20 protein-coding genes are annotated in these 21,049 nt (G+C 38.7%); 18 read left to right on the top strand and 2 right to left on the bottom strand.

Annotated elements, in window-relative coordinates; translation table 11 throughout:
- Positions 1–3 precede the first annotated feature (3 nt).
- The 11 genes from dagF (at position 4) to IGJ37_RS11465 (ending at position 12,470) form a co-directional block, all read left to right on the top strand.
- Complete coding sequence (gene dagF / locus IGJ37_RS11515; protein WP_002361094.1) at positions 4–747, top strand: 2-dehydro-3-deoxy-phosphogluconate aldolase; 744 nt, start codon at positions 4–6, stop codon at positions 745–747.
- Between the two features lie 346 nt (positions 748–1,093).
- Positions 1,094–3,007 carry an endonuclease MutS2 gene (locus IGJ37_RS11510; RefSeq protein WP_411859936.1) on the top strand — a complete coding sequence of 638 codons (1,914 nt, stop codon included), beginning with the start codon at positions 1,094–1,096 and terminating at the stop codon, positions 3,005–3,007.
- An 87-nt stretch (positions 3,008–3,094) separates the two neighbouring features.
- The gene (locus IGJ37_RS11505; protein ID WP_002381148.1) at positions 3,095–4,540 is read left to right on the top strand and encodes an alkaline phosphatase; all 1,446 of its coding nucleotides are present in this window, start codon (positions 3,095–3,097) and stop codon (positions 4,538–4,540) included.
- Positions 4,541–4,651: 111 nt separating this feature from the next.
- On the top strand, positions 4,652–5,623 hold the full coding sequence (locus IGJ37_RS11500) for a dimethylarginine dimethylaminohydrolase family protein (protein ID WP_002359145.1): 972 nt from the start codon (positions 4,652–4,654) through the stop codon (positions 5,621–5,623).
- A gap of 425 nt (positions 5,624–6,048) precedes the next feature.
- Entirely contained in the window at positions 6,049–6,738 is a 690-nt protein-coding gene (locus tag IGJ37_RS11495) for a WxL domain-containing protein (RefSeq protein ID WP_002365278.1), read from the top strand.
- 87 nt (positions 6,739–6,825) lie between these two features.
- On the top strand, positions 6,826–7,959 hold the full coding sequence (locus IGJ37_RS11490) for a DUF916 and DUF3324 domain-containing protein (protein WP_002389357.1): 1,134 nt from the start codon (positions 6,826–6,828) through the stop codon (positions 7,957–7,959).
- The gene (locus IGJ37_RS11485; RefSeq protein ID WP_153854243.1) at positions 7,940–8,341 is read left to right on the top strand and encodes an LPXTG cell wall anchor domain-containing protein; all 402 of its coding nucleotides are present in this window, start codon (positions 7,940–7,942) and stop codon (positions 8,339–8,341) included. The genes IGJ37_RS11490 and IGJ37_RS11485 overlap by 20 nt, the downstream gene beginning before the upstream one ends.
- A 46-nt stretch (positions 8,342–8,387) precedes the next feature.
- On the top strand, positions 8,388–8,612 hold the full coding sequence (locus IGJ37_RS11480) for a hypothetical protein (protein ID WP_002355093.1): 225 nt from the start codon (positions 8,388–8,390) through the stop codon (positions 8,610–8,612).
- Between the two features lie 165 nt (positions 8,613–8,777).
- Positions 8,778–10,787: a BglG family transcription antiterminator gene (locus IGJ37_RS11475; RefSeq protein ID WP_252671693.1), complete on the top strand. Its 2,010-nt coding sequence runs from the start codon at positions 8,778–8,780 to the stop codon at positions 10,785–10,787.
- A 1-nt stretch (position 10,788) separates the two neighbouring features.
- Positions 10,789–11,088, top strand: coding sequence for a PTS sugar transporter subunit IIB (locus IGJ37_RS11470; RefSeq protein ID WP_002355095.1), 300 nt, complete (start codon positions 10,789–10,791; stop codon positions 11,086–11,088).
- 14 nt (positions 11,089–11,102) lie between these two features.
- Positions 11,103–12,470, top strand: a complete 1,368-nt coding sequence (locus IGJ37_RS11465) for a PTS ascorbate transporter subunit IIC (protein ID WP_002355097.1) — start codon at positions 11,103–11,105, stop codon at positions 12,468–12,470.
- 64 nt (positions 12,471–12,534) lie between these two features.
- Here the strand turns inward: IGJ37_RS11465 and IGJ37_RS11460 are convergent, their stop codons facing one another.
- Positions 12,535–13,509, bottom strand: a complete 975-nt coding sequence (locus tag IGJ37_RS11460) for an alpha/beta hydrolase (protein WP_002419328.1) — start codon at positions 13,507–13,509, stop codon at positions 12,535–12,537.
- A gap of 211 nt (positions 13,510–13,720) precedes the next feature.
- Between IGJ37_RS11460 and rbsR the strand changes: the two genes are divergently transcribed.
- From rbsR to rbsU, 4 genes are all read left to right on the top strand, one after another.
- The gene (rbsR, locus tag IGJ37_RS11455; protein WP_174121273.1) at positions 13,721–14,716 is read left to right on the top strand and encodes a ribose utilization transcriptional repressor RbsR; all 996 of its coding nucleotides are present in this window, start codon (positions 13,721–13,723) and stop codon (positions 14,714–14,716) included.
- Positions 14,717–14,807: 91 nt separating this feature from the next.
- Positions 14,808–15,725 carry a ribokinase gene (gene rbsK / locus IGJ37_RS11450; RefSeq protein WP_174121272.1) on the top strand — a complete coding sequence of 306 codons (918 nt, stop codon included), beginning with the start codon at positions 14,808–14,810 and terminating at the stop codon, positions 15,723–15,725.
- A gap of 15 nt (positions 15,726–15,740) precedes the next feature.
- Positions 15,741–16,136, top strand: coding sequence for a D-ribose pyranase (rbsD, locus tag IGJ37_RS11445; protein WP_002355102.1), 396 nt, complete (start codon positions 15,741–15,743; stop codon positions 16,134–16,136).
- 20 nt (positions 16,137–16,156) lie between these two features.
- Entirely contained in the window at positions 16,157–17,044 is an 888-nt protein-coding gene (gene rbsU, locus IGJ37_RS11440; RefSeq protein ID WP_325815160.1) for a ribose/proton symporter RbsU, read from the top strand.
- A gap of 19 nt (positions 17,045–17,063) precedes the next feature.
- Here the strand turns inward: rbsU and IGJ37_RS11435 are convergent, their stop codons facing one another.
- A complete protein-coding gene (locus tag IGJ37_RS11435) occupies positions 17,064–17,948 on the bottom strand; it encodes a LysR family transcriptional regulator (protein ID WP_002370030.1) in 885 nt (294 codons plus the stop codon).
- 107 nt (positions 17,949–18,055) lie between these two features.
- Between IGJ37_RS11435 and IGJ37_RS11430 the strand changes: the two genes are divergently transcribed.
- The 3 genes from IGJ37_RS11430 to IGJ37_RS11420 all read left to right on the top strand — a co-directional run bounded on the left by IGJ37_RS11430 (position 18,056) and on the right by IGJ37_RS11420 (position 20,869).
- Positions 18,056–18,637 (top strand): DapH/DapD/GlmU-related protein, encoded by a 582-nt coding sequence (locus tag IGJ37_RS11430; protein WP_002355105.1) that lies wholly within the window; start codon positions 18,056–18,058, stop codon positions 18,635–18,637.
- Positions 18,637–19,374: an SDR family oxidoreductase gene (locus IGJ37_RS11425; protein WP_002359155.1), complete on the top strand. Its 738-nt coding sequence runs from the start codon at positions 18,637–18,639 to the stop codon at positions 19,372–19,374. The genes IGJ37_RS11430 and IGJ37_RS11425 overlap by 1 nt, the downstream gene beginning before the upstream one ends.
- A gap of 181 nt (positions 19,375–19,555) precedes the next feature.
- Positions 19,556–20,869: an NCS2 family permease gene (locus IGJ37_RS11420; RefSeq protein ID WP_252671692.1), complete on the top strand. Its 1,314-nt coding sequence runs from the start codon at positions 19,556–19,558 to the stop codon at positions 20,867–20,869.
- The last annotated feature ends 180 nt before the right edge of the window (positions 20,870–21,049 follow it).

Here is a 21,049-nt window from a genome sequence, read left to right as displayed (position 1 = left end):
GTCATGTCATTAAAACCTAATTATTTAGAAGAACGCATTTGTTTAAACGTCTTAGCCAATTCAGTAGAAAATGCCCAAGCCTGTTATGAAGCAGCAGAAGGGCATGTTGTGTTAGGCGTCCTTTCAAAAAACTATGAAACCGATGAAGCAGCCATTGACGATATGAAAAAATACCAAGCAGCAACCAACAACGCTTTATCTGTCGGTTTAGGAGCTGGCGATCCTAATCAAAGTCAAATGGTGGCTCGCTTATCAGAAGTTTTACAACCGCAACACGTGAACCAAGTCTTCACAGGTGTCGGCGCTTCGCGGGCCTTACTTCGTCAAGACGAAACAGTGATTAATGGCTTGGTTTCACCCACAGGCAAAGTTGGCTATGTCAACATTGCGACAGGTCCGTTAAGCTCGGGTGCGCCAGCGGCGGAAGTGCCTATCGAAACCGCCATCAAATTGTTGAAAGACATGGGGGGCAGTTCCATTAAATATTTCCCGATGAAAGGCTTGGCTCACAAAGAAGAATACCAAGCAGTAGCAGCAGCTTGTGCCAAGTATGACTTTTATTTAGAGCCAACAGGGGGCATTGATTTAGAAAACTTTGAAGAAATTGTTCAAATTGCGGTGGATGCCGGCGTTAAAAAAATCATTCCTCATGTTTACAGCTCAATTATCGATCAAGAAACAGGGGACACTAGAACAGAAGACGTGAAAACGTTACTAACCATGATGAAAAACACATTGAATAAGTAAAGGGCCAATCTTTATTTGACTTTCTTCGCCAGATTTGCTACTCTCAAGTGGAGAATAAATAAAAACCAACAAATGAATGTGGGGTATTTTGGTGAGTGTCGTAGGTATCTAATTGATAAGTTGAATAACCAGTGAACCAAGCAAGGTTTATTTGGTGTGCTTAGAAAGTGATACCTGTCAGTCATCTCATTTACTAAATACCTCCTTTAAAAGAGGTTTCTTTAGTAACCTTTATCCAATGATAAAGAGGACAGCGGTAGAACGTTGTCCTCTTTTTTCTATAGAAACTGGTTTTTATTTAAAGGCGCCAGGTATTCTTTTCATGATAGAAAGGAAGAAAAAACAAATGAATCATGAAACCATTCAAAAATTACAATTTACAACAATTCTTAAAGAAGTTCAAACACGTGCGATTGGCGAGTATAGTAAAGAACGGTTGGCGAAAATGGTCCCTGCAACACGTTTAGAAACAGTGCAGTCCCGCTTAACGGAAACAACCGAGGCCCGCTTAATTATTGATAGCGGACAACACGTCCCTTTCATGGGCTTGAGCCAAATTACCCGCTTGCTTCAACAAGTGAAAAAAGGCTTAATCCTTACACCAAACGAATTGATTGAGGTGGCTGACTTTTTAAGAAGTAGTCAGCGAATCCAGAAGTTTTTTGAAAAAAATCAATACCAAACACCACGCCTATTTAGTTACAGTCAGCACTTAGCTGATTTCAGAGCAATCGAAGAACAAATTTATACGAAAATCCATAACCAAAAAGTTGCCACCGATGCTTCTCGACAACTTCGGAAAATCCGGCGTCAAATCAATGAATGCCAACAAGAAATTGAAACAAAAGTTACCAAATTTTTACGCAATAAAAATAATCAACTGTATATTCAAGAAAATATGATGGTGAAAAAAGGGGAACATTACACGGTACCAATCAAAGCTAGCTATAAAAATAAGGTTTCAGGCACAATCATTGAGCAATCCAATAAAGGACAAACGGTCTTTATTGAACCTGTAGCAATTAGTAAATTAAATGAACAATTGACACTCTTAAAAGCGGAAGAAACAGCGGAAGAATATCAAATTTTGGCAGAACTAACAGGGTTAATCAATGAGCAAGAACGACTAGTCGATCAAGCCGTCGATACAATGACCACCTTAGATATTATTTTTGCACGAGGAAAGTATAGTCGCGAAATTGGTGGGATTACGCCAAAAGTAAACAAAGAAGAACGCTTGCGCATTGTTCAAGGAAAACACCCTCTTTTATTAGAACACGCAGTACCATTGACGTTTTCTTTAGGAGCAGAGTATCGAGGACTTGTCATTACAGGTGCCAATGCTGGTGGTAAAACGGTTGTCTTGAAAACAGTTGGCTTATTGACTGTCATGACACAATTTGGGTTGCAAATTCCAGCACAAGCGGGCACAGAGATTCCAGTATTAGATGAAATTTTTGTCGATATTGGTGATCAGCAAAATCTGGAAAATGCGTTAAGCACTTTTTCTGGGCACATGAAAAATATTGCGGAAATGTTGCGTAACGTTAAGCGACACACGCTTGTTTTATTAGATGAAATTGGCAGTGGCACCGAGCCGAACGAAGGAGCTGGCTTAGCGATTGCTATCATGGAAACGATGTATCAAAAGGGAGCCTTGGTAGTTGCAACGACCCATTATGGTGAAATTAAACGTTTTGCCCAAGAGCATGACGATTTTGTGCCCGCCGCAATGGCCTTCGATCGTGAAACATTAACGCCCAAATATCAATTGAAAATTGGTGAAGTTGGCGATAGTCAGGCGCTTTGGATTGCACGTAAAATGAAGATGGAGCCACAGCTCATTGAAAAGGCGGCTCATTATATTCAGCGGAAAGAATACCCTACTAATCGAAGTCTATTTAAACCCCTGAAAGCAAAAGAAACGACCTTTGCCACGTTTGTAGAAGAAACACACCGTTATCAAAAAGGTGATCGTGTCCTATTGACAGAAATACAACAAATTGGGTTGGTTTTTACAGATGAGGGTGAACAAGAAATCCAAGTATTTGTGAATGATAAAATTGAAAATGTACCACGAAGACGGTTGAAATTACAAGCGAAAGCACAAGATCTATATCCGCAAGACTATGATTTAGAAAGTTTATTTACAGATTTCCATGAACGAAAGAAACTCAAAGATATTGAACGCGGCTCAAAAAAAGCGCAGAAACAATTACGCAAAGAGGCCGAAAAAAGAGCAGCAAGACGCGACAAATAGGGAACTTAACAGAAGCAATACAACAACTTAACACTTTGTTTACTTGTTATTTATCAGAAATCAACTAAGACTTGTTATAGTCAATGTATGGGTAGATATGAAGGAGGAAACAAGGAAATGAAGAAAAGAGCTTTGCTAGGGGTTACCTTATTAACATTCACAACATTAGCGGGTTGTACAAATTTATCTGAACAGAAAAGCGGCGAAAAACAAACAGAGGTTGCTGAAGCGAAGGCAACTGAATCCGAAAAAGCACCAGTAAAAAATGTTATTTTTATGATTGGAGATGGCATGGGGAATCCGTATACAACGGGCTATCGCTATTTCAAAGCCAATCACTCAGACAAGCGTGTTCCCCAAACAGCTTTTGATACCTATTTGGTCGGACAGCAAGCCACTTATCCAGAAGATGAAGAAGAGAATGTCACCGATTCAGCTTCCGCAGCGACAGCGATGGCTGCCGGAGTGAAAACCTATAATAATGCTATAGCACTCGATAATGACAAGTCCAAAACAGAAACAGTGCTGGAACGTGCGAAAAAAGTGGGGAAATCAACGGGTCTTGTAGCAACATCTGAAATAACACATGCAACCCCTGCTGCATATGGCGCACATAATGTTTCACGCAAAAATATGGCAGAAATCGCCGATGACTATTTTGATGATCAAATCGACGGACAACACAAAGTCGATGTGTTACTTGGCGGCGGCTCCGAATTATTTGCCCGGAAAGATCGTGATTTAGTCAAAGAATTTTCCCAAGCGGGTTATGGTCATGTCACAGACAAAAAGTCGTTAAATGAGAACCAAGACGACAAAATTTTAGGCTTGTTTGCACCAGGCGGGCTACCTAAAATGATTGACCGAACGGAAGAAGTCCCTTCATTAGCTGATATGACAGAAGCGGCTCTTCAACGGTTAGATAAAAATGAAAAAGGTTTCTTTTTAATGGTTGAAGGTAGTCAAATTGATTGGGCCGGGCATAGCAATGATATTGTTGGCGCGATGAGCGAAATGCAAGACTTCGAAGCGGCGTTTGAAAAGGCCATCGATTTTGCCAAAAAAGATGGTGAAACATTGGTGGTTACAACTGCAGATCATTCAACAGGTGGCTTGTCTTTAGGCAAAGGAGATCAATACAACTGGTTGACGGAGCCTTTACATGCGGCAAAACGCACGCCTGATTTCATGGCAGAAGAAATTATTAAAAATGGTAATGTGGAAAAAACAGTGACTGAGTATATTGATTTTCAATTAAGTGAGGCTGAATTGAAAGCAGTGAAAACAGCGGCGGAGTCAAAAGATGTTGAAAAAATCGCTCAGGCATTAAGAAAGATTTTTGATGAACGTTCGAATACTGGTTGGACTACTGGCGGACACACAGGAGAAGATGTAAATGTCTATGCTTATGGCCCACAAGCAGAAGCTTTTTCAGGACAAATTGATAATACAGACCAAGCGAAGATTATTTTTGGCTTAGTAGATGGCACCGGGCAAAAAGCTGAGATTAAAGATAAAGGTATTGGTAAATAACAAAATGAAGAAAAAGCAGAACGTATAGAAGTTCTGCTTTTTCTTCATTGAAGGCATAAAAATTTTATCTCTGTTATAATGAAGGTAACCAGATAAAAGTGAGGTCAAATAATGAAAAAAATGCATGTTGAAAGTGAATTTGCACCGTTGCGTTCAGTTGTTTTAGCACAATCGCAATTTTGTTTACCAGATAAATTTGATGAAGCGGATACGACTTTTTTAACAGAGGAAAATGCCCGTTTAACACAGAATAATGAAGGGCGTGATTTAGCAGACTTTGCACCAGAACAACAAGTGCGTTGGGAAAAAGAAAAAGAAGTCATGCAAGGAGTATTAGAATCTTATGGCGTAGAAGTATTTCGTCCACGTTTATTGACAACCTATGAAAAAGAACATGGCAAGGAATTGGGCGTAGGATATAGTAACTTCTTTTCACGAGACCCTTTTTTTACAATTGGCAATCTCTTAATAGAAGGAAACTTAAGATTTCAACACCGTCGACAAGAAATTTTACCAATTCGTCCGATTATTCAGCAGTGGACACAAGAAGCAGAAGGCTATTATTTTGCTGCGCCACAACCTGACATTTCTGAAGGGGCTTTAAGTGAAGCAGGTCCCTTTATTGAAGGCGGCGATGTTTTAGTTCTAGGAAAAACAATTTTTGTGGGCTACTCTGGCTTGGCAAGTAACCTAGCAGGAATTCAGTGGTTAGCCAATATGATTGGTCATTTTGGTTATGAAGTGGTGCCGGTTCGGTTACATCCGCATATTCTCCACTTAGATTGTGCGTTGAGCTTGTTGAGAGAAGGCTTGATGATTGTTTGTGAAGAGGCCTTTTTGGATGGACTTCCTGCGCAATTAGCAAACTGGGAAAAAATTCACGTTACTTTGCAAGAAGCAGCGTATTTAGTGACAAATGGTCTACCGCTTAACGAAGAAACGTATATAACGGACCAATCGTTTACAACTTTAATTCCTCAAATAGAAGCAAAAGGTATCAAAGTTGAGGCAATTGATTACCATGTTTCTAGAATGTTAGGTGGTTCCTTCCGCTGTACAACGCAAGCTTTGATTAGAGAATAGTCAGCGAGTGATTATCAATTTTCGTAAGAAAAAATGTACGTTTTGTCTATGAAAACGATATAATTTTAGTTTTCACTATTTTTTTTAAAAATATTGAGGAAATTTCGATTTAATAAATGCGAGAAAACGTCAAAATGTTAGTGTTTGTTACTAATGTTTTGACGTTTTCTCGCTGTTTTTTTATAAAATTACTACTTTATATGTGAAAAAAAACAATATCTTTTTTGAAAATTACGTTTTCAAAGACACAAAAAGTCGTTGGAACCTTGCTGTTATAGTAAATTCATTTTTTTTGCATGAGGTGTTTAAAATTTGAAATCACAAGCAGTCTTTTTTTCGCTATACTTAGTTTACGTTCTACTGAGATAGAAAAGTTTTTCACTTTTTTATTCATTAATTAACCAAGATATAAAGGAGAGAGTAAAATGAAGAAAAAAACATTGGTAACTTTATTTGCAGGAACGGCAATTTTAGGGGCAAGCATCGCTCCTGCAGCAGCACATGCAACAACGACTGGTACAACACCAGCAAACGTAGAGATGACAAGTGGTTCATTACCAGGCGGTACGGGTGATGGAGATGACGGAAGCACACAAGAACCAGAACCAGGCTCGAATACAAATTTTGATTTGTTATATGTTCCAACAGAATTCAAATTTGCTTCGACAGAAGTTAGTTCTGATTTATCAGCGATTTCGTTAGATGCGACAGGTACCCAAACAAAACGTTATGCCGTTGGGGATGTTCGTGGAACACAAGCGGGTTGGTCAGTTACTGCCGGCGTTGCTGAAATGAAAAATGGCACTGCTACTTTAGAAGGCTCAATTACCTTTGCACAAACAGGAGCAGTAGCGAAATACGATGAAACAGCAAAAACATACTCACGTGATGTAGCTGCCTTTGCAGCAGATCCAGGAAGTCCTGAATTTGCTGGAACAACTATTCCAGTAGGTGGAGCAGCTGTATCAATTGCTACAGCAGCAGTTGGTAAAGGTCAAGGTACATGGGATTCTGAATTATCAAATGTAAAATTAAACATTACAACACCTAGTTCACAAATTACAAATGGTGCGTATACAGGTAACGTAACTTGGACATTAGTGGCTGCGCCATAAAAAGTTACTAACGAGAATACTGCATTACTAGAAAAGGAGCTGCGCAGTGGTGCACGGCTCCTTTTCGATACATAGGAGGAACAAATAATGAAGACAATGCGCTGGCTAATCGTCACAGTTTTTATTTGTGTGATGGCATTAAGCATCCCTTCTGCTGTACAAGCAGAAGAAGCGGATGACAACATGAATACAAAATTTACAGTTAAACCCAATATTCCTGAGAATCAAGCGAAAAATACGCAATCCTACTACGATCTCATTGTAAAACCAGGACAGAAACAAGAAGTCGAATTATCATTAATTAATAAAACAGATGAAGAATTGACGATTGATTTAAATTTGGCGAATGCTGTGACGAATGACAATGGTTTAATTGTGTACAATGATTTCGAGAAAAAACCAGATTCAAGTTTAAAAGTACCCTTGACAACATTAATTAAATTACCTGAGGAACATGTAAAAGTTCCCGCTAAGAAAACCGTAACAGCCAAAATGACTGTCGAAATTCCAGCGAATGGTTTCCAAGGATTAGTTTTGGGTGGTGTTTATGCTTCGCTTGCAGAAGATGAAAAGGAAGAAAAAGGAAAATCAACGGGTTTAACCAGTCGATATGGATTTAATGTAGCAATTGCTTTACGAATGTCAGAAGATACACCGATGTATCTAGCAGAGACTCTTCAATTAGTTAAATTAGTTCCGACCATTGCTTTAGGAAATAAATCGGTCCAAGCGGTTATTCAGAATCCGACATCCGCTATTTTTCCTGAAGTACGTTTAGAAGGAAAAGTAACGAAAAAAGGCGAAACGAAAGAATATGCCAAACGGATTTTACCAAGTGTTCGTTTTGCGCCAAATTCGACGATGAACTTCCATTTAGATTTCGGGAAAGAAGATGTTCGTCCAGGAACCTATATTTTTGAAGGAAAAGCGGTCTTGAAAGAAGATGAACAACAAGTGTGGCCGTTTAAGCAAGAATTTACCATCAGTAGCCAAGAAGCCAAAAAATTAAATAAAGAAGCAGTAGTGAAATTGGTCCTACCGACTTGGTGGAATCAAGCTTTTTATGGCTTGTTAGTTGCAACAATTGTGAGTCTAATTCTAGCTATTTGGCGTTTTACGCAACAGAAAGCAACACTGAAACAACAAGCCTATTTACAACAAGAAAAACAGGCAGCCTTGAAAAATAGACAAGGAGCACGCGATGATGACAATGAAAAGTAAAGGGTCACTTCTGGTGACGTTGGGAATACTTTTAACCGTTGGCATTGCGAGTCTAATTATTTCTTCTGAGAGTTTTGCAGAAGAAGTAGGGCAAACGAATATCGGTGTAACGTTCTATGGAGGGAAAGAGCCACTAAAAACGGAAGGTGTCATTAAGCCAATAGAGCAACCAGTCACTGATAAAGATAAAAAAACGTCACAACAACAAGACAAAGTGAGCAGAAAAACCACTGCTAAAACGAATCCGACTAATGCACAGACGTCATTACCAAGGACAGGTGAACGAAATAGCACGTGGCTTTACAGCCTTGGTATTGCATGTTTACTCGTAGTACTAACAAGTTTCTATTATTTGAATAAAAAAAGGAAAAAGGAAAAATAATGTGCTGTTTTTATAAACAGAGTCAATTGTAGAAGGAGGAATATAGATGGAGATTACGATGTGGATTTGGATTTGTGCTGGCTTGGCCGTCCTTTGTTTTGCTTTATTTTTACTGTTCTTAGTAAATAGCATGAATTTTGTACATCTGGCAAAGCCTAAGCAGTCTTTAGTAAAACAATCAATGTTTAGTTGGCTGCTTCTGGTGATGTGTGGCGGCTGGGTGGCGGTGGCTATTTTGCTGAATATCGCATTACAAACACAATTAACATAAAGAAAACCCGTTGTAAGTTTTTAAGAAACTTGCAACGGGTTTTTGTTAACTTTAAAATAAAGAACGGTACAATTTATCAAAAAAGTACAGTAGACATTTGTACCCAACTTAGATAGAAAATAAAGCGCTATCATTATATGATGATTACAGGAGGAGGACACAGCTGTGAATTATAAAATAAGTTATCTCCTTGACGAGTATGCAGGGCAAAAAATTGCGCTCTCTTTGGCTCAACAAATAACCGATCTTTCGCAACGAGAATTAGTGACACAACTTTCGACAATAGGCGGAGAAGTTCAACAGAATACCGTCAGTATTCCAAACCTTTCCGCAAATGAATGGGGAAAACAACTTTTTCAACAACATCAAGTGATTTATAGCGAAACAGAAAGACAAGCACTTATTTTTTTGCTCACTTATTCAGAAATCGAAGAACTATCGGTGTATCATTACCAAAATTTTTTAGACGTTTCGAAAGGCACTATTTTAGCGGATATCAAAAAAGTACGACACCAACTAGCAACTGAAAACATTGCTTTATCCTACGAACGAAAACGAGGGTTTTACCTAGAAGGAGATGAATTTCGGATTCGTCGTTTCGGGAAAAATTGGCTTGCCCGCCTCTTACAACAAAAGTCGGGCACCTTCGCTTTATTTTGCTGGCTCAGTCAGCATCAAATGAGCCAATACGCAAAAATACGTGACGGCATTCAATTAGCCGTCCAGGAAGCACAGCTTCAACTGGTACCCAGCAGATTAGATGAAATTAGTTACTTTCTTGCTTTTTCTCAAAAAAGATTAGGCAAATATAAAACAGTCGTCTGGCCTGAGAACCAGTTAATTCAGTCCTTACGCGCTTATCCCGTCAGTCGTCGTATTTTAAGTGATTTAGTTGGGCCAGTGGCGAATGTAGAAACTGAGAGTCTTTTTTTCACGATTTGTTTAATGACAGCCTTGCAAGGAGAATTGCGAGATACGAAGTTAGAGTTTTTATTAGATATTTCTGGTGAAATTATTCGGAAAATGGAATTATTGGCCGTTGTTCAATTTGAACAGCCTCGTGAATTGCTCATGAATGTGTATTATCATCTGGTTCCTGCATATTTTCGGATTAGCTATGGCTTTTACTTACCAAATGTTTTAATCAAGGATATTCGACAATCATATCGGTCGCTTTATCATCTTTGTGAACAAGCGTTAGCTCCTTTAGAAAAATTAACGAAACGGTCAATCCCGTCAGAGGAAATCGGTTTTTTTACCATATTATTTGGTGGAGAAATTTTCGGCCAAAAAAATGAGCAGCGGCAAGAAAAGCTAAAAGCGCTAATTGTTTGTCCCAGTGGTATCAGTTCTTCGTTGATTTTGCAATCGGAATTGCGTCGGCTATTTCCAATGATTGAATTTAAAGAAACAAATGCGGTGAGGGAAATAGAGAATGTATCTGAAAAAAGCTATGACATCATTTTCTCAACGGTCCCTATTGAAACAGACAAAAAGGTTTATCTTACCAAGCCCATTATGAGCTCTTTGGAGAAAAATCAATTGATGCACCAAGTTCAATCAGATTGGCTATTGCCAGGTATTTCCATGCCAGATGTTAAAGATATTTTAGATGCGTTAAAACCTTATATTTCCTTAAAAAAAGGAGTCACAGAAGCGCAGTTATATCGTGTCTTGCATCGTAAAATGAACAAAATTTTAGAAAAAGAGGAGGATCTGCGTCCAATGTTATCGGAATTATTAACAACAGAAACAGTCCAAGTCCTGCCTGAAGTTGCAGACTGGCGAGCTGGAATTACAGAAGCTGCCAAGCCGTTATTAAAAAATGGCAGTATTACGGAAAAGTACATTGATGCGATGATTCAAAAAGTCGAATCGTTTGGGCCATTTATCCATATCTGTCCAGACGTAGCATTGCCTCATGCGCGACCAGAAGATGGCGTTAATCAGTTAGGCATGTCATTACTAAAAATCCAAAAAAGTGTCGATTTATTAGAAGATCCTAAGCATGAAATTCACCTTTTTATTTGTTTAGCTGCTTCAGATAACGAAACACATTTACGGGCCTTATCTAGTCTGACAAAAATTCTATCAAAAAAAGAATCATTACATCGCTTAGTGGCGGCTGAAACCGTCCCAGAAATACTATCAATTATCCAAGAAGGAGAGAAATAAGATGAAGATTTTTACAGTTTGTCAAAGTGGTTTAGGAACAAGTTTTATGGTGCAAATGAATATCCAACAAATTTTAGAGGAAGTCGGTGTTGATACAGATAATTTTCAAATTGATCACACAGATGTCGGGAGTGCCAGTGGTGATATGGCTGATTACTTCTTTGTCGAAAAAACATTGCAAGATGCTTTAGGGTCAATTCCTGATGAAAAAATCATTCCTTTAAATGCGATTATTGATTACGATGAAACGAAGGAGAAAGTCTTGAAAGTTTTAGATGACAATGGCATTGCACATCAATAAGAAGGAGGAAAAACATGGAAACTTTATTGAATTTATTTGTTTCAATTGTTAGCCAGCCAGCGATTCTGGTTTCATTAATTGCTTTGTTGGGATTAGTTTTACAGAAAAAGAAATTTTCTGATGTTGTTCAAGGAACGTTGAAAACATTCGTCGGCTTCTTAGTTTTAATTGGTGGCGCAGGGCTATTGGCGAACTCATTAACGCCCTTTGCGGAGATGTTCCAAACCGCATTAAATACACAAGGCGTGGTACCTAGTAATGAAGCAGTTGTAGCGATTGCCTTGCAACAATATGGGACACCAACTGCTCTGATTATGTTGGTGGGCATGGTTGTTAATATTCTGTTGGCGCGTTTTACACGTTTTAAATATATCTTTTTGACAGGTCAAGCGATGATGTACGTTTCGTGTTTGACAGCCGTTATTTTAGTGGGGGCCGGTTTTAGCGTTAGTTTGCCAATGATTCTTTTAGGTGGTTTATTTGAAGGAACTTTATTAACAGTGACACCTGCTCTTTGTCAGCCCTTTATGAAACAAATTACTGGAAATGATAAAGTAGCAATGGGGCATACAGGGAATATTGGTTATGCGGCAAGTGGCTTTATTGGAAAAGTCTTTGGGAATAAAGAAAAGTCAACGGAAGATATTAAAATTCCTAAAAGTTTTGGTTTTTTAAGAGACTCAACCATCTCAATTATGATTTTGATGTCGATTGTCTATGTGATTTTGGCTTTGCTGGCTGGGACAGGCTATGTCGAGCATGAGTTAAGCAATGGCGAAAATGCGATCATCTTTTCATTAATTCAAGCAGGAACCTTTACGGCTGGTTTCGTTGTGGTTTTACAGGGTGTGCGGATGGTTTTAGGAGAAATTGTGCCAGCTTTCCAAGGAATTGCTAAAAAATTAGTGCCTAATTCTAAACCAGCACTTGATGTTCCCATTATCTTTCCTTATGCGCCAAATGCTGTCTTGATTGGGTTCTTTGTGAGCTTTATTGTGGGAACTATTTCAATGTTAGCGATGGTTGGTCTGAATACCACTGTGATTATACCAGGCGTTGTTGGGCACTTTTTCTGTGGTGCCGCGGCAGGTGTTTTTGGAAATTCCACAGGGGGACGTCGGGGAGCGATTTTAGGGGCTGCGTTTAATGGCTTATTAATTAGTTGGTTACCGTTATTCATTTTACCAGTCTTGGGTGATCTACAGTTAGCATCCTCAACGTTTGCGGATACAGATTATTTAATCCCAGGCCTATTTTTAGGTAAATTAGGTGAGGCAGGTCCGAGTCTTTTAGTAGGAGGAATCATTGCTTTTGTAGTGGTTGTTCTTTTGGCTAGCGCTGTTTTGACTATGCGGGAGAAAAAAGTCGCCGAAGAAAACTAAGTGTTTTCTTCTACAAAAAGGCAAATGGGACAGAAGTCGTTTTGACTTCTGTCCCATTTGCCTTTTACCATTGTTCTTGGATAAACTGTGCAATTTGTTTCCGCGCTTGTCGTCCTTCTGGCAAGTATTGTTTCATTGCGAAAACGTGTTGCATGCCAGGCACCAATCGGCAAGTATCTTGTGGTCGTGGCCCTAATTGTTTTAAAAATTGGTGATAGGAAGGGCAAAAAACTTCATGTGTGCCGCCCACGAAAAAAAGTGGCGGAAATTTTTGATAATCAAAGGACAAGCAATTTAAAGAAAGCGTGGAGTGATTGGCTGTGTCGTCAATCTCTTGGGCAATTAATTGTAAATAGTTCATGCCAATCATTTTGTCCTTTTTTTGATAACTTTTGGCAACGGGAATGTCTAAATGTCCATCTAACCAAGGAGAAATTAAAACAGCAGCTTTGGGTAAGCGTTCAGGGAAATCGATGGCTAAATTCTGCAATACGTTTAAAACCAATGTACCACCAGCAGAATCACCTAATAAAATAACATCTTCGGGATCATAATGCTGTAAAATTTCTTGGTAAGCAGCATAGCAATGATTATAAATATCAGCAAAAGACTTATTTGGTGCTAATGGATATACAGGGATAAAATAATCTGTTGCAAAAGAGAGATCTTCAATTAGTTTATAACTAAAGTCTAATTGGCTATAGGCAAGATTCAATGTAAAGCCCCCACCATGCAGGTACAGTACAGCTTTCTTGGTAGGCGCAATAACGGAGTTTGACATGCGATACATCGTAGGAAATTGAGTCATTTCTTGAAGAGGAAAAAGATGACGTAGATGTTTTGGCAAAGTTACTTGTTCATTTAATGATCGTTGCCAATGATAAAAAGCCTTGGTGACTTTCGGATTTCGTTCAAGGCGAGCAATTTGGGAAAGACGTAAAGAATCTTCAAAAAGACAGGCTTTTAAGGATTTTTGACGAGAACGTGCGTGAAACAAATATGCGCTAGCTAACAACAAACCAATCGATTTCTTTTTCAATTAAGACCCTCCATTCAGCAAAAAGTAAATCATTTTTTCTACAGTATAACATTTTAAAAGTAGAACAACGAAATTTGTTGAAGGGATGAAAGGACGGTTTAAACGAATGTACGTATTTATTTGTGGTTGCGTAAAGTAAATGATTGTAGTAAATTAAATGAGATTAAGAGGTCCGGTGAATGGGCGCGTTCACGGCAAGGAGAGAAGTAGGATGACAAATAAAAAGGTTACAATTAAAGATGTTGCCAATGACTCAGGTGTCTCCATTACTACCGTTTCACAAATTTTAAACGGGAATGGGGCACGGTTTAGTGGGAAAACGGTCGAAAAAGTATTGGCTGCAAAAGAGCGATTAAACTATCAGCCCGACTATTTTGCGCAACGTATGGTGATGAAAAAAAGTAAGACGATTGGCGTAATCGTACCTGATATTACTAATCCATTTTTCGCGCAATTGATTCGAGGAATTGAAAGTGTTTTATACAAAGAAAATTTTATACTGATGTTATGTAATGCGGAACAAGATGTTACAAGAGAACATGAATATTTAACAGAGTTGATTCGTCGTAGTGTCGATGGCTTTGTGATTGCAAGTTCTGAAATTTCCAATCAAACGATTAATGAAACGCTACGTGCGAAAAAGATTCCATTTATTGTACTTGACCAAAAAAAAGCAGAAGGCTTTAGCGACGCTGTTTTGACAGACGATTATAGAGGTGGGCAACTAGCAGCAAAACATTTACAAGAGCAACGACATGAACAGGTCGTCGTGGTAATGCCACCACATGCGCCACTCAATATTCAGCAACGGTTAAAAGGTTTTTGTTCTGTTTATACGGAAAAGGTCCAGTTGATCGAAACAGAATTATCAAAAATCGGTGGCTACCAAGCTGTCCCCGAAATTTTAAAAACAGAGAGCACCGGAATTTTTGCTATCAATGATGAAATTGCTTTTGGTTTATATCGAGGATTAGCAGAAGCGGGCAAAAAAATTCCTGAGGATTATAGTATTATTGGTTATGACAATGTTGATATGTGCGAGTATGTTTCGCCGCCGCTAACAACAATTGCTCAACCTGTTTTTCAATTGGGGCAAACTACGGCGACTCTATTATTGGAAAGAATCCATCAGCCTGCAAAAGATTGGGAGGAGCAAACCTTGCCTGTCCAACTGATTGAACGATTTTCGACAGCACCCTTGAAATAGCTTTCAAGGTGTGCTATATTTTTGTTGTGGAATTAAAACGTTTTACTAAAACGTTTTAATTAGAATGAAAAAATAAATTTTATTGAGGTGGATGAAAATGAACGCGGTTACAATTATCGGAAGTATCAATTTAGACACAACATTAAGAGTCAAAGAAATGCCAAAACCAGGCGAAACAATTCACGCCATTGAACATTTTACAGCAGGTGGTGGTAAAGGAGCAAACCAAGCAGTTGCAGCGAAACGTTCAGGCGCAGAAACATATTTTATTGGTGCTGTGGGAAATGATGGCGCTGGAGCTATGATGACTGATTTAATGGGTCAAGATGAAATTAATTTAACTGGGGTCACCACTTTAGAGAAAACAGCTACTGGCCAAGCCTTTATTATGGTAGATAACGCTGGTGAAAATAGCATTATGATTTACGCAGGAGCCAATAACGCCTTTACGCCAAAACAAGTACAGGAACATCAAGAAATTATTGAAAAAAGTGATTTTGTGATTGCCCAATTTGAAAGTGCGATTGATAGTACGATTGCAGCGTTTAAAATTGCTAAAAAAGCAGGCGTCAAAACGATTTTAAATCCCGCACCTGCGTTAGAACAAGTTCCTGAAGAATTACTAAACGTGACAGATATGATTGTACCAAATGAAACAGAAACCGAAATTTTAACAGGCATTAAAATCACAGATGAAGCGAGTATGCGTAAAGCCGCAGAAGCACTTCATCAATTAGGGATTGAAGCAGTAATTATTACAGTAGGTAGTAAAGGCGCCTTTTATGACGTCAATGGACGAAGTGGTATTGTGCCTGCTTTTAAAGTGAAAGCGGTTGATACAACGGCTGCTGGCGATACTTTTATTGGCGCATTAAGTAGTATATTAGAGAAAGACTTTAGCAATTTGGAAGAAGCTATTCGCTATGGAAACAAGGCGTCCTCGTTGACTGTTCAACGTTTTGGAGCCCAACCTTCGATTCCTTATCAACACGAATTGGCAGACAAATAAAAAGGAGCGAGCGACATGAAAAAAACAAAAGTTATTAATTCAGATATTTCCCGCGTTATCGCACAAATGGGTCATTTTGATAAATTAAGTATTGGTGATGCAGGCATGCCAGTGCCTCGGACTACAGAAAAAATTGATTTAGCAGTTACCAATGGCGTCCCTAGTTTTATGGAAGTTTTAAACAATGTCCTTGAGGAATTGGCAGTTCAACGAATTTATTTAGCAGAAGAAATTAAAACAGAAAATCCTGACATGTTGACAGCAATTAAAACTCGTTTACCAGAAACTCCCATCAGTTTTATTCCTCATACAGAAATGAAACAAGAATTAAACAACTGCCATGCATTTATTCGGACGGGGGAAATGACTCCTTACGCAAATATTTTATTAGAAAGTAACGTTGTCTTTTAAACGAGAGAGGGGAAATAAAGATGAATGCGACTGCATTATTAATCGGTTTAGGACCGCTTTTAGGTTGGGGGCTTTTCCCAACAATCGCTTCCAAAATTGGTGGTCGTCCAGTGAATCAAATTCTTGGTACCAGTTTAGGAACATTAATTTTTGCCGCTATTTTTTCAATGATTAATGGTTTGGCTTTTCCAGCGGGCATGGATTTATTCTTTTCAATTTTATCTGGTGTCGGTTGGGCCTGTGCGCAAATCATTACGTTTAAATGCTTCACGATGATTGGTTCATCACGTGCCATGCCAGTAACGACCGCGTTCCAACTTTTAGGTGCTTCTCTCTGGGGTGTCTTTTTCTTAGGAAACTGGCCAGGTGCGACAGCCAAATTGTTAGGCGCATTTGCCTTAGTGTTAATCATGATTGGTGCCAAAATGACGGTCTGGTCGGAAACGGAGTCCGCTGAGAGTGCTGGGATTATGAAAAAAGCAGTTCTTCTATTAGCCGTTGGTGAAATCGGCTATTGGGCGTACTCTGCAGCACCTCAAGCAACGGCAATTGATGGCATGCATGCCTTTTTACCACAAGCAATAGGCATGGTAATTGTCGCAGTTATTTACTCAGCGGTTGTCACTATTAAGGGTGAGGAAATATCCCCATTTATAGAAGCCGTTTCTTACAAACAAATTTTTTCAGGCTTTTTCTTCGCCTTTGCAGCGTTAACTTATTTAATTTCAGCGCAGCCAGATATGAACGGCTTGGCAACTGGCTTTATTCTATCCCAAACATCAGTTGTGCTTGCAACGTTGACAGGTATTTGGTTCTTAGGTCAAAAGAAAACAGCCAAGGAAATGACCGTAACGATTATCGGCTTAGTTTTGATTTTGGCAGCAGCTACGATCACAGTGATGATTTAAAAAAGTATTCAACGACCTATTATTCAGGGCGTTGAATACTTTTTTTTATTTGTTCTAAAAATAATGCAGCAGCTGTGGAAAGAACCGTATTTTTGCGCCAAATTAAACTAATTTTGGCTGTTAAAGCAGGATATAGCGGGATAAAACGTAAATTTGTTTGCTTTGTTTCTAGAATACCATCAATGCTTAGGGCGCTACCTAGCCCAGCTTCTACCATCAGTGAAGCGTTGTAAAGTAAGTTGTAGGTCCCAACGATTCGGAACTGATCTAGACTTGCTTCGAGCCAATCAGAGAGTTGGCTCGGAACTTGTGCTTGTCGAGAAATAAATAAAGGTTCTTCTTTTAAATCGGCTGCAGTAATAACATTTTTAGTGGCTAAGGGATGGTCCTTTACAGTAATTAAGCCCCATGTATCTACAACTGGTAATGTTAAATAGCTATATTTTTGTTTAGGTGCAGGCTCAATAATTAAACCAAAATCTAATAATCCTTTGTCTAGCCGTTCTATTACATCATCTGCATTCCCACTGTATAAATGAAGGTGAATATCAGCTGAGTGCTGGCTTGTTATTTGTTGTAGTGCATTCGCTAAAAAAGACATAGCTTTTGTTTCGCCACCACCAATCGTGATTTCGCCATTAATGAATTCATTTTGCGACAAGTTGGTGACTGTTTTATTCGCTAAGCTTAAAATATCTTGCCCTTGTTTAGCTAAATATTCTCCTTCAGGTGTTAGTTGTATTTGTCGATTTCCTCGTATAAATAATGTCACGCCTAATTCTTCCTCTAATTCTTTTAATTGCTTAGATAACGTTGGTTGTGATACATGCAATTGTTTGGCTGCGCCACTAATCGTTTTTTCTTGGACCACTGCTAAGAAATAGTGAATCACTCGTAATTCCATTACTTTCCCTCCTATAACTAAAACGCATACTTATCTATTTATTATAAGTATTAGACAGAGGAGTTGTCACGTATTACGATAAATTTAGCAAAAGGAGGCGATTAGGAATGCTTACAAAAAATCTCCAAGAACTAATTGCAACAGGGAGCATTGATAAAGATGAACCACTATTTCAACTTATTCATCAGATTCAAGAGGAAAATAGTCGCTATTTAATAGAATTAAATCAACAAGCCTATACACATAATGAAGTAAGGAATCTTCTTGCCACGATTATCCAAGACAAAATTGACGAAACCGTTACGATTTTATTACCTTTTTATACAGATTTTGGACGCAATATACATTTTGGTAAAAATATTTTTATTAATCGGGCAGCTATGTTTGTTGATTTAGGGGGCATTATAATTGAAGACAATGTTTTAATTGGTCCGCGCGTTAATCTCTTAAGTGTCAATCATCCGGAACTGCCAATGAAACGGCGAGGTGTATTGCTAGCACCGATTACCATTAAAAAATTTGCGTGGTTAGGCGCGGGTGTCACTGTTTTACCAGGTATTACGATTGGTGAAAATGCTATCGTAGCAGCTAATGCGACTGTAACTAAAGATGTGCCAGCTAACGCTATTGTTGCAGGAACACCAGCTAAAATTATTCGTTGGATTCAGGAAGATAAGGAGGAAATATAATGAAATCATTATCAGAAAAAGTTATTGTTATCATGGGCGCTTCCAGTGGCATCGGTGAGGCAACAGCCCGTTTACTTGCCAGAAAAGGAGCGAAGTTAGTCATTGCAGCACGTCGACAAGAACGTTTAATTGCTATAAAAAAAGAACTTCCTGAAGCAACGATTCTCGTGCAACAAGCAGATGTAACGAAAGAAGAGGAAGTTCAGCGTGTAATCAAGCTTACAATGGAAAAATATGGACGAATTGATGTTCTTTTTAACAATGCAGGAGTTATGCCAACGGCGCCTCTTATTGAAGCACCAAAAGGAGAATGGCGTCAAATGCTAGATATTAATATTATGGGTGTTTTAAATGGCATTGCGGCAGTTCTTCCAATTATGGTTGAACAAAAATCAGGGCAGATTATTGCTACTGATTCTGTGGCAGGACATGTCGTTTATCCAGATTCGGCTGTCTACTGTGGAACAAAGTTTGCTGTTCGAGCAATTATGGAAGGATTGCGACAAGAACAAAGAGAGAATAACATTAAATCAACGATTATTTCACCAGGTGCTGTACAAACAGAACTTTATCAAACAATTTCTAATCGAGTAGTAGCTGAAACGTTACATCTAGAACAGTTAAGTTGGGGCTTAAAGGCGGAAGACATTGCGCAAGCAGTGGTCTTTGCCATAGACACACCAGATCGTATGTCAATCAGTGAAATGGTTGTTCGCCCGACCACACAAACGATTTAATTTAAAAAGTATTCCTAGAAAGGAATACTTTTTTTAAATCGTGATTGTTCGTTTTTTACAGAATTTAGAATTTGATATTTACTTATTTGTTGGTTTATTATATGATTAAACACGTTGTTTCATTAATAAATTGAATATTTTACGAACATTGTAAAATATTTAGATTTTAGGAGGACGGAACATGAAAGAAAAAATAAGTTCATATTTTGAACTTGAACAATTGAATACGAATATGAAACGAGAAATGTTAGCTGGTTTCACCACGTTTATCTCAATGGCGTATATTTTGTTCGTTAATCCAACCGTACTTGGTGCTTCTGGCATGGACGAAGGCGCTGTTTTTACTGCCACCGCTTTAGCGAGTGCCTTAGGTTGTATTTTAATGGGTGTGTTGGCGAAATATCCGATTGCGACAGCACCAGCTTTAGGAATTAATGCATTCTTTGCTTATTCAGTCTCTGTTGGTATGGGGATTCCTTGGCAAACGACATTAGCAGGCGTTTTTGTGGCTTCATTGATATTTATTTTAATTACAATTTTTAAATTACGCGAGCTAATTATTGATGCAATTCCTGCAGACTTGAAATTTGCCATTTCAGGTGGGATCGGGTTGTTTATTGCTTTTCTTGGTTTAAGCCAAGGTGGCTTAATTGTGGCTAATGATGCGACACTCGTTGGCTTAGGACCTTTGAATGTTGGTTCAACGTGGGTTACCATTGTCGGCTTAGTCGTAACTGCAATTTTGTTAGTTCGTCGAGTACCGGGTGGTATTTTTATTGGGATGGCAATTTCAACGATTGTTGGTTTAGCGACAGGCGTTATTCCAATGCCTGATAAAATTATTTCAAGCGCGCCAAGTTTAGAATCAACATTTTTAGTGGCGTTAGGACATGTGAAAGATATCAATACGATTCAAATGTGGGTCGTGGTTTTAACGTTCCTATTAGTAACATTCTTTGATACCGCTGGTACGTTGGTGGGCTTAGCCAATCAAGCAGGTTTTATGAAGGACAATAAAATGCCGCGTGTGGGGAAAGCTTTAGCCGCTGATTCAACAGCGATGTTAGCTGGTTCTCTATTAGGGACATCGCCAGTTGGCGCATATGTCGAATCATCTGCGGGGATTGCTGTGGGTGGTCGTTCAGGAATCACAGCTATTACAACCGGGATTTTATTTATTTTCAGTTTGCTATTTTCTCCTTTGTTAGCAGTTGTCACTTCGCAAGTTACAGCACCAGCGTTGATTATTGTTGGTGTTTTGATGGCACAATCCTTAAGCAAAATTAAATGGAACGAGATGGAAATTGCGATTCCTTCCTTCTTAATCTTGTTAGGAATGCCATTGACATACAGCATTTCAGATGGGATTGCCTTAGGCTTTATCTTCTATCCAATTACAATGATTGCGGCAAAACGCGGGAAAGAAGTTTCGCCAATTATGTATGGCTTGTTCTTTGTTTTTGTCGGATTCATGTGGATCCTGAATGCGCAATAAGCAAGAGAGAAAGTTATCAAATAGTTGATTCATAAGACAATGAACTTATGAATCAACTATTTTTTTTCGACTAAGCACTAGAAAAACGCCCCTTATTTGATGTATAATTTGCAAAGACATTGACCTGTGAAGATACAGGAACAGAGAGGAATTAATTGAGTGAAGTATACAGAAATTATG

It is taken from the genome of Enterococcus sp. AZ104 (genome assembly GCF_050546705.1).
GTDB classification, from domain to species: domain Bacteria; phylum Bacillota; class Bacilli; order Lactobacillales; family Enterococcaceae; genus Enterococcus; species Enterococcus faecalis.
This window is presented reverse-complemented; position numbering and strand designations above follow the sequence as displayed.

Bases quoted from the DNA above. Each gene is read 5' to 3' on its own strand.
- dagF (WP_002361094.1), top strand. From the start codon at position 4: ATGTCATTAAAACCTAATTATTTAGAAGAACGCATTTGTTTAAACGTC.
- IGJ37_RS11510 (WP_411859936.1), top strand. From the start codon at position 1,094: ATGAATCATGAAACCATTCAAAAATTACAATTTACAACAATTCTTAAA.
- IGJ37_RS11505 (WP_002381148.1), top strand. From the start codon at position 3,095: ATGGGTAGATATGAAGGAGGAAACAAGGAAATGAAGAAAAGAGCTTTG.
- IGJ37_RS11500 (WP_002359145.1), top strand. From the start codon at position 4,652: ATGAAAAAAATGCATGTTGAAAGTGAATTTGCACCGTTGCGTTCAGTT.
- IGJ37_RS11495 (WP_002365278.1), top strand. From the start codon at position 6,049: ATGAAGAAAAAAACATTGGTAACTTTATTTGCAGGAACGGCAATTTTA.
- IGJ37_RS11490 (WP_002389357.1), top strand. From the start codon at position 6,826: ATGAAGACAATGCGCTGGCTAATCGTCACAGTTTTTATTTGTGTGATG.
- IGJ37_RS11485 (WP_153854243.1), top strand. From the start codon at position 7,940: ATGATGACAATGAAAAGTAAAGGGTCACTTCTGGTGACGTTGGGAATA.
- IGJ37_RS11480 (WP_002355093.1), top strand. From the start codon at position 8,388: ATGGAGATTACGATGTGGATTTGGATTTGTGCTGGCTTGGCCGTCCTT.
- IGJ37_RS11470 (WP_002355095.1), top strand. From the start codon at position 10,789: ATGAAGATTTTTACAGTTTGTCAAAGTGGTTTAGGAACAAGTTTTATG.
- IGJ37_RS11465 (WP_002355097.1), top strand. From the start codon at position 11,103: ATGGAAACTTTATTGAATTTATTTGTTTCAATTGTTAGCCAGCCAGCG.
- rbsR (WP_174121273.1), top strand. From the start codon at position 13,721: ATGACAAATAAAAAGGTTACAATTAAAGATGTTGCCAATGACTCAGGT.
- rbsK (WP_174121272.1), top strand. From the start codon at position 14,808: ATGAAAATGAACGCGGTTACAATTATCGGAAGTATCAATTTAGACACA.
- rbsD (WP_002355102.1), top strand. From the start codon at position 15,741: ATGAAAAAAACAAAAGTTATTAATTCAGATATTTCCCGCGTTATCGCA.
- rbsU (WP_325815160.1), top strand. From the start codon at position 16,157: ATGAATGCGACTGCATTATTAATCGGTTTAGGACCGCTTTTAGGTTGG.
- IGJ37_RS11435 (WP_002370030.1), bottom strand. From the start codon at position 17,948: ATGGAATTACGAGTGATTCACTATTTCTTAGCAGTGGTCCAAGAAAAA.
- IGJ37_RS11430 (WP_002355105.1), top strand. From the start codon at position 18,056: ATGCTTACAAAAAATCTCCAAGAACTAATTGCAACAGGGAGCATTGAT.
- IGJ37_RS11425 (WP_002359155.1), top strand. From the start codon at position 18,637: ATGAAATCATTATCAGAAAAAGTTATTGTTATCATGGGCGCTTCCAGT.
- IGJ37_RS11420 (WP_252671692.1), top strand. From the start codon at position 19,556: ATGAAAGAAAAAATAAGTTCATATTTTGAACTTGAACAATTGAATACG.